The following is a 14,338-nucleotide window of genomic DNA, read 5'->3' as shown; positions in this document are numbered from 1 at the left end:
GGGTTCCGTTTCTATTCTGTACCTGCCCGAAGGCAGGCGACAGAAGAATATGCTTAATTTTTGCTGATTTACCCTTCTTTGCAATCGCTGAAGATTACTCAAAAGGCGGTGGCGCCAGCACCTCACGGTTACCGTTGTGCCCCTGTTCGCTCACGATGCCCTGGGCTTCCATCTGCTCAATGATACGCGCCGCGCGGTTGTAACCGATACGGAACTGGCGCTGCACGCCGGAGATGGACGCTTTGCGTTTTTCGGTGACGAAATTAACCGCCTGGTCGAATAACGGATCCAGCTCTTCGCCGCCGTCAAAACCACCGCCGCCACCTTCGTTTTCGCTGTCAGAGGTGATGCCGTCAACATATTGCGGTCGCCCGCGCGCTTTCCAGTCTTGCACAACCGCGTGCACTTCCTGGTCGCGAACAAACGCACCGTGAACACGCACCGGCGAGGTGGAGTTCGGCCCGGAATAGAGCATATCACCCATCCCCAGCAGCGACTCTGCTCCGCCCTGGTCAAGGATAGTACGGGAGTCAATTTTACTCGACACGGTAAACGCGATACGGGTCGGGATGTTTGCCTTAATAAGACCGGTGATTACATCCACGGACGGACGCTGCGTTGCCAGTACCAGGTGGATGCCCGCCGCACGCGCTTTCTGTGCCAGACGCGCAATCAGCTCTTCCACTTTCTTGCCAACGGTCATCATCAGGTCGGCAAATTCATCCACCAGCACCACGATGTAAGGCAGTTTTTCCAGCACCGGATGCTGGGCATCCATGCTGTCACCCGGCTTCCAGTATGGGTCCGGAAACGGACGGCCCATACGCGCCGCCTCGGCGATTTTCTCGTTATAACCGGCCAGGTTACGCACGCCCAGCGCCGACATCAGCTTGTAGCGACGCTCCATTTCATTGACGCTCCAGCGTAATGCGTTGGCGGCGTCCTTCATGTCGGTAACCACTTCCGTTAACAGATGCGGAATGCCTTCGTAGACGGACAGTTCGAGCATTTTTGGGTCGATCATGATGAAACGCACGTCTTCAGGCTGCGCTTTGTAGAGCATACTGAGGATCATGGCGTTCACCCCGACCGATTTACCGGAGCCGGTAGTACCCGCAACCAGCAGGTGCGGCATCTTCGCGAGATCGGCAACCACCGGATCGCCGGCGATATCTTTACCCAGCACCACGGTCAGCGGGGACGGGTTGTCGCGGAATTTGGTGTTATCCAGAACTTCACGCAGATAAACGGTCTGGCGTTTCTTGTTTGGCAGCTCAAGGCCAACGTAAGGCTTGCCTGGGATCACTTCCACCACGCGTACCGCCACGGTGGACAGAGAACGCGCCAGGTCGCGGGAGAGGTTAGAAATACGCGCCGCTTTTACGCCCGGTGCCAGGTTCAGTTCGAAACGGGTGATCACCGGGCCCGGTGAGTAGTTCACCACGTCCGCTTTAATGCGGAAGTCAGCCAGACGCGCTTCCACCAGACGGGCCATCTGCTCAAGGGCAAAGGTATCCACCGGCTCGACTTCCGCTGGCGGTGGCGTTAACAGATCCAGCGACGGTAGCGGCGTACTTGGTCGTTGCAGCGGTCGGCTGTCTCCGTTACGCATCAGCAGCGGGTGAATCAGGCTCTCCTGCGGCTGTGGTGCTGGCTGCTGGAACTGTGGCTGAGGCGGTTGAGAAGGTATCTGCGGCTGCGCATACGCCTGCGGCGCCGGCTGTTGCGGCTGCACATAAGCCTGTGGTGCAGGCGGCTGACGCACCGGCTCCGCTTCCGGCATTACGCTCGGCGTGAACAGCGGTTCGCTTGGGCCATCATCCACCAGATCTTTCATTGGTGAGAATTCGAAATCCGACAGCGAGAACGGGTTTGCCCCCGAAGGTTGCTCACCGGAATAACGCTGCTGCTGCGTTGCTGCAAACTGGCGCGCCAGCTCCGCTTCGGCCGCATCATCGTCGTCCTGCTGTGAAGGCACGTGATGCTGTGAAGGCACGTCATGCTGATACTCTTCGCCGTAACGCTGATTCTGCTGGGCAGCAAACTGACGCGCCAGCTCATCCTGATGCAGTTCGTCGGCATCATCTTCGTAGTCGGACTCACGGGCTTTTTCTTCCGCCATACGCTGGGAAGGCAATTTAATGCCATAAGAGGCCAGCTCCCGGCGAGTCGGTACGCGCACGCGGTTAGGGCGCGGCAGCTGTGGACCAATGCCCTCTTTCACCTGAGGACGCGGGGCGCTGTCGGCTGCCGGGCTGAATAGCGGAGCGGACGCGGCAGCGGCTGCCGTTGCCTGCTTCACGGCTTCTGCACCCGACGCAACGGCTGGCGTAGGTTCTACAGGTGGAACGCTGACCGAAGGCGCTTTTGCAACAGGCTCCTGCACCGGCTCGGGCACGGGCTGATACCAGGCGGCAAGCTGCTCGCGCTCACGGGCGCGGCGCTCTTCCACTTCTTCAAAATAGTATAATGGCGGACGGGATGGCTTCGCTTCCTCCACCACTTCGGGTTCAGACACCGGTGCAACGTATGGCTGTTCAGGTACAGCGGGTTCGGGCGTATAAGCCTGATACGGTTGTTGCGGCACGCTGGCAGGCTCAGGCGGCTGATACGGTTGCTGCCACTGTTCCTGCTGCACAGGAATATAACTTTCAGGCTCAGGCGCAATGGTCGGTTCAGGCGTATGGACGCCTGGCGCAGTCTGCCAGTCTACCTGCGGTTGCTGGATCGCGGACTCCGGTGCCGGAACAGGCGAGGACGGCATCACGGCTTCAACAGGCGCAACATGGGCCTGAGCAGCCGTCGTTGCGGCAGCAGCAGCGGCTACCGGTTCAGTCACGGAGTGGCCATTCAGCAGCGGATCGTATTCGTCATACTCTCCCGGCGTGGCTCGATGGCCAGAGAACAGTACGTCATCAGGGTCGACGGCCGCACCGCGATACTCAATCTGCTCGTCTTCATCCATACGTTTGCCGGAGAACAGCGCGGCATCCGTTTTACGGCCTAACGGGTTAGCAAATTTTTCAGCGACGCGCTGGCGGCGCGCCAGAGCACCGCGCAGAATACGCGCGCGGCGAGATTCACGCCGCTGTACAGGCGCCTCGTCTTCCTCTTCGTACTCATCTTCATACTCGTCTTCATCGACCCACGTATCGTCACGACGGGTACGGTTGCTGGCGAACGTCAGCAGCGTCAGAATAAAGCTGCCGATCTTCTCAGCAATGCTCACCCAGGACCAGCCGGTAAACAGCGTCAGGCCCGCCGCCCAGATACAGAGCAGCGCCAGCGTGCCGCCGCTGCTATGAAGCATCGGTTGCAGCGCGGAGCTCAACAGGCTGCCGATCACCCCGCCGGAGGCGAAGTACCAGATATCATCAGCGTTGATCGCCGCCAGCCCACAGGAGGTGAGGATCAGCGCCAGGGCGCCAATCAGGCGCAGCGAAACGGCAAAATAATCGATGTAGTCGTCGTTCTGTCGATGACGCCAGGCAAACCAGCATCCGCCAATAATGATGACGGGAAGGGTATAAGCCATCACTCCGAAAATGAAAAAGAGCGTGTCCGCAAGCCAGGCACCGGGAACGCCACCTAAGTTATGAATAGGCTCATGCCATGCGGTTTGCGACCAGCTGGGATCTGAGGGGTTGAAACTGAGTAAGGCGGCCATCAGCCAGACGGCAAAAAGGGCAATAACAATCAGTAACGCCTCGAGGAGACGACGTCCGCTGCTTAGCTTAGATAATGTGACTTCTTTGTCTTCAGTGTATTCCTGGCTCAAGAAAGGCTCTCCAGGTATCAGGCATGTCCTGCCTGTGTGCTAAAACGGACAACAGCGCCGGGTATCCCCGGCACTGTTGCTGTATGGATTAACAGGAGTGTAATCAAACTACACTGATTTTGCACCTGTTCCGTGTTAGCGCGTCTTAATAACCAGACGATTGCTCTGTTTGACCTCTTCCATCACCACATAAGTACGGGTGTCGTTCACGCCTGGCAGACGCAGCAGGGTTTCACCCAGCAGCTTACGGTAGGCGGACATATCAGGCACACGGGTTTTTAACAGGTAGTCAAAATCACCGGAAACCAGATGACACTCTTGAATTTCTTCAAGTTTTTGTACAGCGGCGTTAAATTGCTCAAACACATCCGGCGCACCACGATTCAGAGTAATCTCAACAAATACCAGAAGTGAGGCATCCAGATAATGCGGGTTTAGCAGAGCCGTATAGCCCTGAATAAAACCCTGTCTTTCCAGTCGACGCACACGCTCAAGGCACGGCGTCGGGGAAAGTCCCACACGTTTTGAAAGCTCGACGTTGGAAATACGCCCATCCTTTTGCAATTCATTAAGAATGTTACGATCGATACGGTCGAGATCTTTGCCAGGGCGCTTCTTGCTATCTACCATTATTATTGTCTCTCTGTATTCCTTCCCTACTCCTGCCTGGACCCTGTGCACATCACTGTTCAGAGCCTGCACCCGTTATTCATCACATCGCCTGGTTATGTATTAGACGCGATGTGGATTCGGGGTCTGCGGTAAGAAGACCGTTGCCCGAAAGCAGTCACAGACATCACGTATGGCGTCTGTCCACACCATGCGTAGATTTCACTGACCCGGTAAAAATGGCATTTACGTGCATGTCTATTCGGCATGCAGTTCATGCGTCTTTTTTTCTTCCTTGAATGTTTTCGCAAAAGCGCAGGGGATTGTCAAAGCAAAACATCGATTTTTAGTACAAGATGCCGGATATTCATTACGGGGGGGTATTAATCATCATTTTATTGCCTTATAAACGCGCGATTTTCAGTAGCAGACGTGATATGACCGTGTCTGATCCATAGGGCGTGACTATTGCATATATCGGAAGCAAAACTGTCGTGCTCTTTTTTTACGGCAACAAATTCCCTACAATCCAGCCCATTGCCTGCCAACAACAATGGGGATCTCATGGGCACGACCAAACACAGTAAGCTGCTAATCCTTGGTTCTGGACCTGCGGGATATACCGCAGCGGTCTATGCTGCACGCGCTAACCTGCAACCGGTACTGATTACCGGGATGGAAAAAGGCGGTCAGCTGACCACCACCACGGAAGTGGAAAACTGGCCGGGCGACCCGAACGACCTGACCGGGCCGCTGCTGATGGAGCGCATGCACGAGCATGCTGCTAAATTCGAAACCGAAATCCTGTTCGACCACATTAATAAAGTGGATTTGCAGAACCGTCCGTTCCGTCTGACCGGCGACAGCGGTGAATACACCTGCGATGCGCTGATCATCGCTACCGGTGCCTCTGCCCGTTATCTCGGTCTGCCGTCTGAAGAAGCATTCAAAGGGCGCGGCGTATCAGCCTGCGCGACCTGCGACGGTTTCTTCTATCGCAACCAGAAAGTTGCGGTGATCGGCGGCGGCAACACCGCTGTGGAAGAAGCGTTGTATCTGGCGAACATCGCCTCAGAAGTACACCTGATCCACCGTCGCGACACCTTCCGCGCCGAGAAGATCCTGATCAAACGCCTGATGGATAAAGTGGCGAGCGGCAACATTGTGCTGCATACCAACCGTACGCTGGAAGAAGTGACCGGCGATCAGATGGGTGTGGCGGGTCTGCGAATTCGTGATACGCAGAACACCGACACCGTCGAAACGCTGGAGGTGGCAGGCCTGTTTGTGGCAATCGGTCACAGCCCGAACACGGCCATTTTCGAAGGCCAACTTGAGCTGGAGAACGGCTACATCAAAGTGCAGTCTGGCATTCACGGCAATGCCACGCAGACCAGCATCCCAGGCGTCTTCGCGGCTGGCGACGTGATGGACCATATTTATCGTCAGGCGATCACCTCTGCGGGCACCGGCTGTATGGCCGCGCTGGACGCAGAACGCTATCTGGACGGACTGGCAGAACAAGGTAAATAATCTTTACAAGTCAGTAACAAACGTAAATAAAGGCGGCCACTGGTCGCCTTTATTTTTGCTCACGTGTAACATGCAGATGTCTAATTTCTTATAACGTCACCTGCAAAGTACGCAATGGAAAAAACCCGTCAACAAGAGTTAACGCGCTGGCTGAAACAGCAAAGCGTTCTGTCCCGCCGCTGGCTTATGATTTCCCGCGTTCTGGGATTTATCAGCGGTCTGTTGATTGTTGCCCAGGCATGGCTGCTGGCCCGCATTCTCAATCATATGATCATGGAGAGCATCCCGCGCGAAGCGCTGCTGCTGCCGTTTATCGTTCTGGTGCTGGTTTTCGTCCTGCGTGCGTGGGTGGTCTGGCTGCGCGAACGGGTTGGGTTCCATGCCGGCCAGCACATCCGCTATGAGATCCGCCGCAAAGTGCTCGACCGGCTTTCGGAAGCCGGGCCTGCGTGGATCCAGGGCAAACCGGCCGGTAGCTGGGCGACGCTGATCCTTGAGCAAATCGACGATATGCACGATTACTATGCGCGTTATCTTCCACAGATGGCGCTGGCAGTGTTTGTGCCTCTGATGATTGTTATCGCCATCTTCCCTGTTAACTGGGTAGCGGCTCTGATCCTGATGGGAACCGCCCCGCTCATCCCGCTGTTTATGGCGATGGTCGGCATGGGCGCGGCAGATGCCAACCGTCGCAACTTCCTTGCGCTGGGTCGGTTGAGCGGTCATTTCCTGGACCGTCTGCGCGGAATGGAAACCCTGCGGATCTTTGGTCGTGGTGAAGCGGAAACCGAAAATATTCGCCTGGCGTCGCAGGATTTTCGTCAGCGCACCATGGAAGTGTTGCGCATGGCCTTCCTTTCTTCCGGCGTGCTCGAGTTCTTTACCTCCCTGTCGATCGCGCTGGTGGCGGTTTACTTTGGCTTCTCCTACCTCGGCGCGCTGGACTTTGGCCACTACGGTACGGCGGTCACGCTTTCCGCCGGGTTCCTGGCGCTGATCCTGGCCCCGGAATTTTTCCAGCCGCTTCGCGATCTCGGCACCTTTTACCATGCCAAAGCGCAGGCGGTGGGTGCTGCCGACAGCCTGAAAACCTTTATGGAAACGCCGCTGGCACATCCGGAGCGTGGTGAGGTGACGCTGAATACGAACGATCCGGTGACCATTGAAGCACAGGATTTTTCTGTTCTGTCGCCTGAAGGCAAAGTGCTGGCCGGCCCGCTGAACTTTACCCTGCCTGCCGGGCAACGTGTGGTGCTGGTGGGTACCAGCGGCTCAGGTAAAAGCTCATTGTTGAATGCGCTGTCAGGTTTTATGGCGTACACCGGATCGCTGCGTATCAACAAAACGGAGCTACGCGAGCTCGATCCTGATGCCTGGCGTAAACAGCTAAGCTGGGTGGGTCAAAACCCTCAACTGCCTGCCCCGACGCTGCGCGAGAATGTGCTGCTGGCAAGGCCGGATGCGCGTGACGATGAGCTGCAATCGGTCCTCGACCGCGCCTGGGTCAGCGAGTTTTTGCCGCTGCTTGCGCAGGGTGTCGATACCCTCATTGGCGATCAGTCTGCCGGGCTGTCAGTGGGCCAGGCACAGCGCGTCGCGGTTGCCCGTGCGCTGCTGAACCCCTGTTCGTTAATGCTGCTGGACGAACCCGCCGCCAGCCTGGACGCTCACAGCGAGCAGCGCGTGATGGATGCGCTTAACGCAGCCTCACGCCAGCAAACTACCCTGATGGTGACCCACCAGCTGGAAGGTATTGCCGACTGGGATCAGATCTGGGTGATGGAAAACGGACACATTGTTGAGCAAGGCGATTACGCCGCGCTTGTTGCCGCGCAGGGGCCCTTTGCGACCCTGCTGGCGAACCGTCAGGAGGATATCTGATGCGCGCCCTGCTTCCCTATCTTGCTTTGTATAAACGCCACAAATGGATGCTGACGCTCGGGATCGTACTGGCGATTATCACTCTGCTCGCCAGCATCGGCCTGCTTACGCTTTCTGGCTGGTTCCTCTCCGCGTCTGCGGCCGCAGGCTTTGCCGGGCTATACAGCTTTAACTACATGCTGCCTGCCGCCGGGGTGCGCGGCACGGCGATTACGCGAACTGCCGGGCGCTACTTCGAACGCCTGGTCAGCCACGACGCGACCTTCCGCGTGCTGCAACACCTGCGTATTTATACGTTCAGCAAATTGCTGCCCCTCTCCCCTGCCGGGCTGGCACGTTTTCGGCAGGGCGAATTACTCAACCGCGTAGTTGCGGATGTGGATACGCTGGATCACCTCTATCTGCGCGTCATCTCGCCCATGGTGGGCGCGTTTGTGGTGATTGTCGTGGTCACGCTGGGGTTGAGTTTCCTGGATGTTCCCATCGCACTGACGCTCGGCGGCATCATGCTGATGACGCTGATTATTCTGCCGCCCCTGTTTTATCGTGCAGGTAAAACCACCGGGGAAAACCTGACGCGTCTGCGCGGGGAATACCGCCAGCAGCTCACCTCCTGGTTGCAGGGTCAGGCCGAGCTCACCATTTTTGGTGCCAGCAAGCGCTACCGCACCCGTATGGAAAATACGGAACTGAACTGGCATGAAGCCCAGCGTCGCCAGTCTGAACTGACCGCGTTTTCTCAGGCGCTGATGATGTTAATCGGTGGGTTTGCCGTTATCGCCATGCTCTGGATGGCCTCCGGTGGCGTGGGCGGTAACCCGCAGCCTGGCCCGCTGATTGCGCTGTTTGTTTTCTGTGCCCTGGCAGCCTTCGAAGCCTTAGCCCCGGTCACCGGCGCCTTTCAGCATCTCGGCCAGGTGATTGCCTCTGCGCTGCGCATTACGGATATTGCAGAGCAGGAGCCGGAAGTGAAGTTCAGCGCGGGTCAAACCGCTGTGCCGGAGCAGGTCGCGCTGACGCTCAGCAACGTCACCTTCGCCTACGACAAGCAGGCGCAAAACGCGCTGGAAGACATCAGCCTTTCTGTTGATGCCGGGCAGCGCATTGCGATCCTTGGCCGTACGGGATGTGGCAAATCGACGCTTTTGCAACTCCTCACGCGCGCCTGGGACCCGCAGCAGGGCGAGATTCGGTTTAACGACCTTCCGCTGTCTGATTTTAGCGAAGCGGCCTTGCGTAAAACGGTCAGCGTCGTGCCCCAGCGTGTGCACCTGTTCAGCGCTACGCTGCGCGATAATCTTCTTCTGGCGGCACCGGACGCCTCTGACGATACGCTGCGGGCGATGCTGGAACAGGTTGGGCTGCACAAGCTGCTTGAGGACGACGGGTTGAACAGCTGGCTGGGTGAAGGGGGCCGACAGCTTTCCGGCGGCGAACTGCGTCGTCTGGCCATCGCGCGCGCCTTGCTGCACGATGCGCCGCTGATGTTGCTGGATGAACCGACAGAAGGTCTGGATGCGACAACCGAGAGTCAAATTCTTGATTTACTGTCAAAGGTGATGAAAGGCAAAACCGTGCTGATGGTCACTCACCGCCTGCGCGGGCTGGTGAGTTTCGATCGAATAATTGTGATGGACAACGGACACATAATTGAGCAAGGTAATCACGCAGAGCTGCTGGCAAAACAGGGTCGCTACTACCAGTTTAAACAGCGCCTGTAGACTATATTTGTAGCGTCCTCTCTCGCGTACTGGAGTTCTGTTGTCATGCGCCTGGTGCAGCTTTCTCGCCATAATATTGCGTTCCCTTCTCCGGAGGGGGCGCTGCGTGAACCTAACGGATTGCTGGCTTTGGGCGGCGATCTCAGCCCGGCGCGTCTCTTAATGGCTTACCAGCGCGGCATCTTCCCGTGGTTTTCTCCCGGCGACCCGATTTTATGGTGGTCTCCGGACCCGCGAGCCGTGCTGTGGCCCGGGCAGTTTCACCTGAGCCGCAGCATGAAACGTTTTCACGCAAATTCGCCCTATCGCGTCACGCTCAATCACGCCTTCGGGCAGGTAATCGAAGGCTGCGCTGAAGATCGTCATGAAGGCACCTGGATAACCCGCGACATCATTATCGCCTACCACCAGCTTCATGAGCTGGGCTACGCGCACTCCATCGAAGTATGGAAAGATGATGACCTCGTTGGGGGGATGTACGGGGTGGCGCAGGGCACGCTTTTCTGCGGTGAGTCGATGTTCTCCCGCGCCACGAATGCGTCGAAAACCGCGCTGCTGGTTTTTAGCCAGGAATTTGCCCAACGCGGCGGACAACTGATGGATTGTCAGGTGCTGAATGAGCACACCGCCTCGCTCGGCGCGGTTGAAATTTCCCGCCGACGCTATATCGAACACCTTGAACAGTGCCGACTGGAGACTCTTCCGCGCGATTTTTGGGTTCCCAGAATGCTCTTTATGCCCAATGCCTAAATGTTTTCCGCATATTTTTTATGAGGGTGTTATAATTACGCCGCAGAGTAGCTTCTGCCTGTTGCCCCGCCGCCGTTTGGGACCCTCGCTTCAGATAACGTCCTGACGTTTATCCTGTCGTATCCCCTTTACGAATGCGCTTTCCGTTCGGTTGTACCGTGACGCTTGGGCAATACGCTGAAATTGTTTTGCTGCGTTTTAAACGCGCAATTCTTTACTTAATTGATGAATTTCGGCATTATCTTGCCGGTTCAAAACTTGGTAGTGATACCCCAGAGGATTAGATGGCCAAAGAAGACAATATTGAAATGCAGGGTACCGTACTTGATACGTTGCCTAATACCATGTTTCGCGTAGAACTGGAAAACGGTCACGTGGTAACTGCGCACATCTCCGGTAAAATGCGCAAAAACTATATCCGCATTTTGACGGGCGACAAAGTGACTGTTGAACTGACCCCGTACGACCTGAGCAAAGGCCGCATTGTCTTCCGTAGTCGCTAATTGTTTTCGCCTGTAATGGCAGATGAATATTTAAAAGGTCGGGACAATCCCGGCCTTTTTTATTTATGGCCTTAGTGTGGCTGTGTCGGCAGATGTATTGTCATGCACGGGTTCATGGGTACGATTAAATCTTCAGCTATCGCGTGGGTAATGTCATGCAACAGTCCCGTCAGGTGCGGCAACATATCGCGGTCAAAATGCGAAACCAGCAGCACGTGGTTTAACGCCCGGCAGTAGTCACATTTCGTTTCTGTATCTTCCAGCAACCACTCTTTTTGTCGCGGCTTTTCCGCTTCGTCCTCAAATTCCACCACCTGAAAATCACGCATGGATTCTGTGAGGCCGGATTTTACCTCTTCCAGATAAGCTCCGAGACAGCGGCAAACGGGCTGCGTTTGTGGGAGAGATTTGCAGTCGAGAAGGATTTCGGTGAGCAGCTTGCAGCGCTCGGCCAGGGTTGGGAGATCGGGGTTGAGGGAGAGTTCGGTGTAGAGCTGGGCGAAGCTATTAATATTAGTCATATGTAATCCTTTATGCACGCAAGATTGTCTGTGCACACACTTTCAGGACGCCAATCCCGGCACCCGATTTTGCAGGTGCGACACCATTTTATTACTGTAGATTTATCCAGCAACTGACTTCGAAAGAATCTGGAAAGCGCCTCGCAAAATTCCTCTGCGGCCTGATGCCCTCACCCCAGCCCTCTCCCACTGGGAGAGGGAGCAAACAAAAAAACGGCAACCGAAGTTGCCGTTTTGCTTTTACCTTTCAACTCAGTGAGCCGCTTCCGGCTTGTGCTTCGCCGCACTCTGGAAATCGTACGTCAGTTCGTTCTTCGCCTGATCCAGCGCCACGGTCACCTGGCCGCCGTCAACCAGCGATCCAAACAGCAGTTCGTTCGCCAGCGGTTTCTTCAGGTTGTCCTGAATCACGCGCGCCATCGGACGGGCACCCATCGCACGGTCGTAGCCTTTCTCGGCCAGCCAGTTGCGGGCCTCCTGGCTCACTTCCAGCGACACGCCTTTCTGATCCAGCTGAACCTGCAGCTCGACGATGAACTTATCCACCACCTGATGGATCACCTCGGTAGACAGGTGATCGAACCAGATAATGTTGTCCAGACGGTTACGGAACTCCGGCGTGAAGATCTTCTTGATCTCCTCCATCGCATCGGTGCTGTTATCCTGATGGATCAGGCCGATGGATTTGCGCTCGGTTTCACGCACCCCGGCGTTCGTGGTCATCACCAGCACCACGTTGCGGAAATCGGCCTTGCGCCCGTTGTTATCGGTCAGCGTCCCGTTGTCCATCACCTGCAACAGGATGTTGAACACGTCCGGGTGCGCTTTCTCGATTTCATCGAGCAGCAGGACCGCGTGCGGATGCTTGATCACCGCGTCGGTGAGCAGGCCGCCCTGGTCAAAGCCCACGTAGCCCGGAGGCGCACCAATCAAACGGCTGACGGTGTGACGCTCCATATACTCGGACATATCAAAGCGCAACAGCTCAATGCCCAGCGCTTTGGAGAGCTGCACCGTTACCTCGGTTTTACCCACACCGGTCGGGCCGGCGAACAGGAAGGAACCGACAGGCTTGTGGTCATGCCCCAGGCCAGCACGGGCCATCTTGATCGCTTCGGTTAAGGCCTCAATGGCTTTATCCTGACCAAAGACCAGCATTTTCAGGCGATTGCCGAGGGTGCGCAGCGTATCACGGTCGCTCTGAGAGACGCTCTTCTCAGGGATACGTGCGATACGGGCCACCACGGACTCGATATCCGCTACGTTCACGGTTTTCTTACGCTTGCTCGCTGGCATCAGGCGCGCACGCGCACCCGCTTCATCAATCACGTCGATCGCTTTATCCGGCAGATGACGATCGTTGATGTATTTCACCGCCAGCTCCACCGCCGCACGCACCGCTTTCGCGGTGTAACGCACGTCGTGGTGCGCTTCGTACTTGGTTTTCAGACCGTTGATGATCTGCACCGTTTCGTCAACCGACGGCTCGGTAACGTCGATTTTCTGGAAACGACGCGCCAGCGCACGATCCTTCTCAAAGATGTTGCTGAACTCCTGGTACGTCGTAGAGCCCATCACGCGGATCTTGCCGCTGGAGAGCAGCGGTTTGATCAGGTTGGCGGCATCTACCTGACCACCGGAAGCCGCGCCTGCGCCGATGATGGTGTGGATCTCATCGATAAACAGGATGCTGTTGGTGTCCTGCTCCAGCTGTTTTAACAGCGCTTTGAAACGTTTTTCAAAATCACCGCGGTATTTGGTGCCCGCCAGCAGCGAGCCAATATCCAGCGAGTAGATGGTGCAGTCGGCAATCACTTCCGGCACGTCGCCCTGCACAATGCGCCAGGCCAGACCTTCGGCAATCGCGGTTTTACCCACGCCAGATTCCCCCACCAGCAGCGGGTTGTTCTTACGGCGACGGCACAGCACCTGGATGGCACGCTCCAGCTCTTTGTCGCGGCCAATCAGCGGGTCGATACCGCCAACGCGAGCAAGCTGGTTAAGGTTGGTGGTGAAGTTTTCCATACGATCCTCCCCGCCTGCTTGCTCTTCATTGCTGTTGATCTGTCCGCTGGGATCCGATGCCTGGTTAGGCTCGTCTTTTCGCGTTCCGTGAGAGATGAAGTTGACCACGTCGAGCCGGCTGACTTCGTGTTTACGCAGCAGGTAGGCCGCCTGGGACTCCTGCTCACTGAAGATGGCGACCAGCACATTGGCGCCCGTCACTTCGCTACGTCCGGAAGACTGGACGTGGAAAACCGCGCGCTGCAGCACGCGCTGGAAGCTGAGCGTCGGCTGTGTGTCGCGCTCTTCTTCACTGGCTGGCAGCACCGGTGTGGTTTGTTCGATGAAGGCTTCGAGTTCCTGACGTAGCGCCACCAGATCCACGGAGCAGGCTTCCAGCGCTTCGCGGGCAGATGGGTTGCTAAGCAGTGCGAGCAGCAAATGCTCGACGGTCATAAACTCATGTCGGTGCTCACGCGCTCTGGCGAAAGCCATGTTTAAACTGAGTTCCAGTTCTTGATTGAGCATAGGCACCTCCCCCAATTTTATGCCTTATCAGGCCTTTTCCAGCGTACACAGCAACGGATGCTCATTCTCCCTTGCATAGTCGTTCACCATCGCTACTTTGGTTTCCGCAACTTCGGCAGTAAAGATGCCGCAGATCGCTTTGCCACGATAATGAACGGTAAGCATCAGTTGCGTTGCACGTTCAACATCATAAGAAAAGAACTTTTGTAGCACGTCAATAACAAATTCCATCGGCGTGTAATCATCGTTCATTAACATAACTTTATACATAGATGGCGGTTTTAGCGCGTCGCGCACTTTATCTTCCGCCAGCTGGTCAAAATCCAGCCAATCGTTGGTCTTACCCATTATGCATAACCACTTTGAATCTACCTCAGATGTTAGATAACAATCATCTATTACTGTCATCCGCGATGTCTGTCACAAACTGTTGCAATAGCGTTAACTGCCTCAAATTTTGGTTGATTATTGTCCCAACTCCAGCGCCAAACGCTTGACGGCTTCTTCCGT

General features: G+C 56.2%; 10 protein-coding genes. 5 read left to right on the top strand and 5 right to left on the bottom strand.

The features are described from left to right. Window positions 1-94: 94 nt before the first annotated feature. Both ACQG03_RS07815 and lrp read right to left on the bottom strand, forming a co-directional pair. Window positions 95-3,778, bottom strand: a complete 3,684-nt coding sequence (locus tag ACQG03_RS07815) for a DNA translocase FtsK 4TM domain-containing protein (RefSeq protein ID WP_426726112.1) — start codon at window positions 3,776-3,778, stop codon at window positions 95-97. A 135-nt stretch (window positions 3,779-3,913) separates the two neighbouring features. Next, on the bottom strand, window positions 3,914-4,408 hold the full coding sequence (gene lrp / locus ACQG03_RS07810) for a leucine-responsive transcriptional regulator Lrp (protein ID WP_000228469.1): 495 nt from the start codon (window positions 4,406-4,408) through the stop codon (window positions 3,914-3,916). A 543-nt stretch (window positions 4,409-4,951) separates the two neighbouring features. Here lrp and trxB point away from each other — a divergent pair. The 5 genes from trxB to infA all read left to right on the top strand — a co-directional run bounded on the left by trxB (window position 4,952) and on the right by infA (window position 10,775). Beyond that, window positions 4,952-5,920: a thioredoxin-disulfide reductase gene (gene trxB / locus ACQG03_RS07805; protein ID WP_022647616.1), complete on the top strand. Its 969-nt coding sequence runs from the start codon at window positions 4,952-4,954 to the stop codon at window positions 5,918-5,920. A gap of 114 nt (window positions 5,921-6,034) precedes the next feature. Next, window positions 6,035-7,801, top strand: coding sequence for a heme ABC transporter permease/ATP-binding protein CydD (gene cydD, locus ACQG03_RS07800; protein WP_058676867.1), 1,767 nt, complete (start codon window positions 6,035-6,037; stop codon window positions 7,799-7,801). Next, on the top strand, window positions 7,801-9,522 hold the full coding sequence (cydC, locus tag ACQG03_RS07795; RefSeq protein ID WP_063163393.1) for a heme ABC transporter ATP-binding protein/permease CydC: 1,722 nt from the start codon (window positions 7,801-7,803) through the stop codon (window positions 9,520-9,522). The genes cydD and cydC overlap by 1 nt, the downstream gene beginning before the upstream one ends. A 45-nt stretch (window positions 9,523-9,567) precedes the next feature. Further along, window positions 9,568-10,272, top strand: a complete 705-nt coding sequence (gene aat / locus ACQG03_RS07790) for a leucyl/phenylalanyl-tRNA--protein transferase (protein WP_022647613.1) — start codon at window positions 9,568-9,570, stop codon at window positions 10,270-10,272. 284 nt (window positions 10,273-10,556) lie between these two features. Continuing rightward, window positions 10,557-10,775 carry a translation initiation factor IF-1 gene (gene infA / locus ACQG03_RS07785; RefSeq protein WP_002211347.1) on the top strand — a complete coding sequence of 73 codons (219 nt, stop codon included), beginning with the start codon at window positions 10,557-10,559 and terminating at the stop codon, window positions 10,773-10,775. Window positions 10,776-10,846: 71 nt separating this feature from the next. Here infA and ACQG03_RS07780 read toward each other — a convergent pair whose 3' ends face one another. From ACQG03_RS07780 to clpS, 3 genes are all read right to left on the bottom strand, one after another. Further along, a complete protein-coding gene (locus ACQG03_RS07780) occupies window positions 10,847-11,296 on the bottom strand; it encodes a hypothetical protein (protein WP_023299712.1) in 450 nt (149 codons plus the stop codon). Window positions 11,297-11,548: 252 nt separating this feature from the next. After that, on the bottom strand, window positions 11,549-13,828 hold the full coding sequence (clpA, locus tag ACQG03_RS07775) for an ATP-dependent Clp protease ATP-binding subunit ClpA (RefSeq protein ID WP_022647611.1): 2,280 nt from the start codon (window positions 13,826-13,828) through the stop codon (window positions 11,549-11,551). 27 nt (window positions 13,829-13,855) lie between these two features. Then, window positions 13,856-14,176, bottom strand: coding sequence for an ATP-dependent Clp protease adapter ClpS (clpS, locus tag ACQG03_RS07770; protein WP_006174393.1), 321 nt, complete (start codon window positions 14,174-14,176; stop codon window positions 13,856-13,858). Window positions 14,177-14,338 lie beyond the last annotated feature (162 nt).

Source organism: Enterobacter cloacae complex sp. 342H5 (genome assembly GCF_050030905.1).
GTDB lineage: Bacteria > Pseudomonadota > Gammaproteobacteria > Enterobacterales > Enterobacteriaceae > Enterobacter > Enterobacter intestinihominis.
Note: the sequence above shows the minus strand (reverse complement) of the source record. Positions and strands in the feature narration are given on the sequence as shown.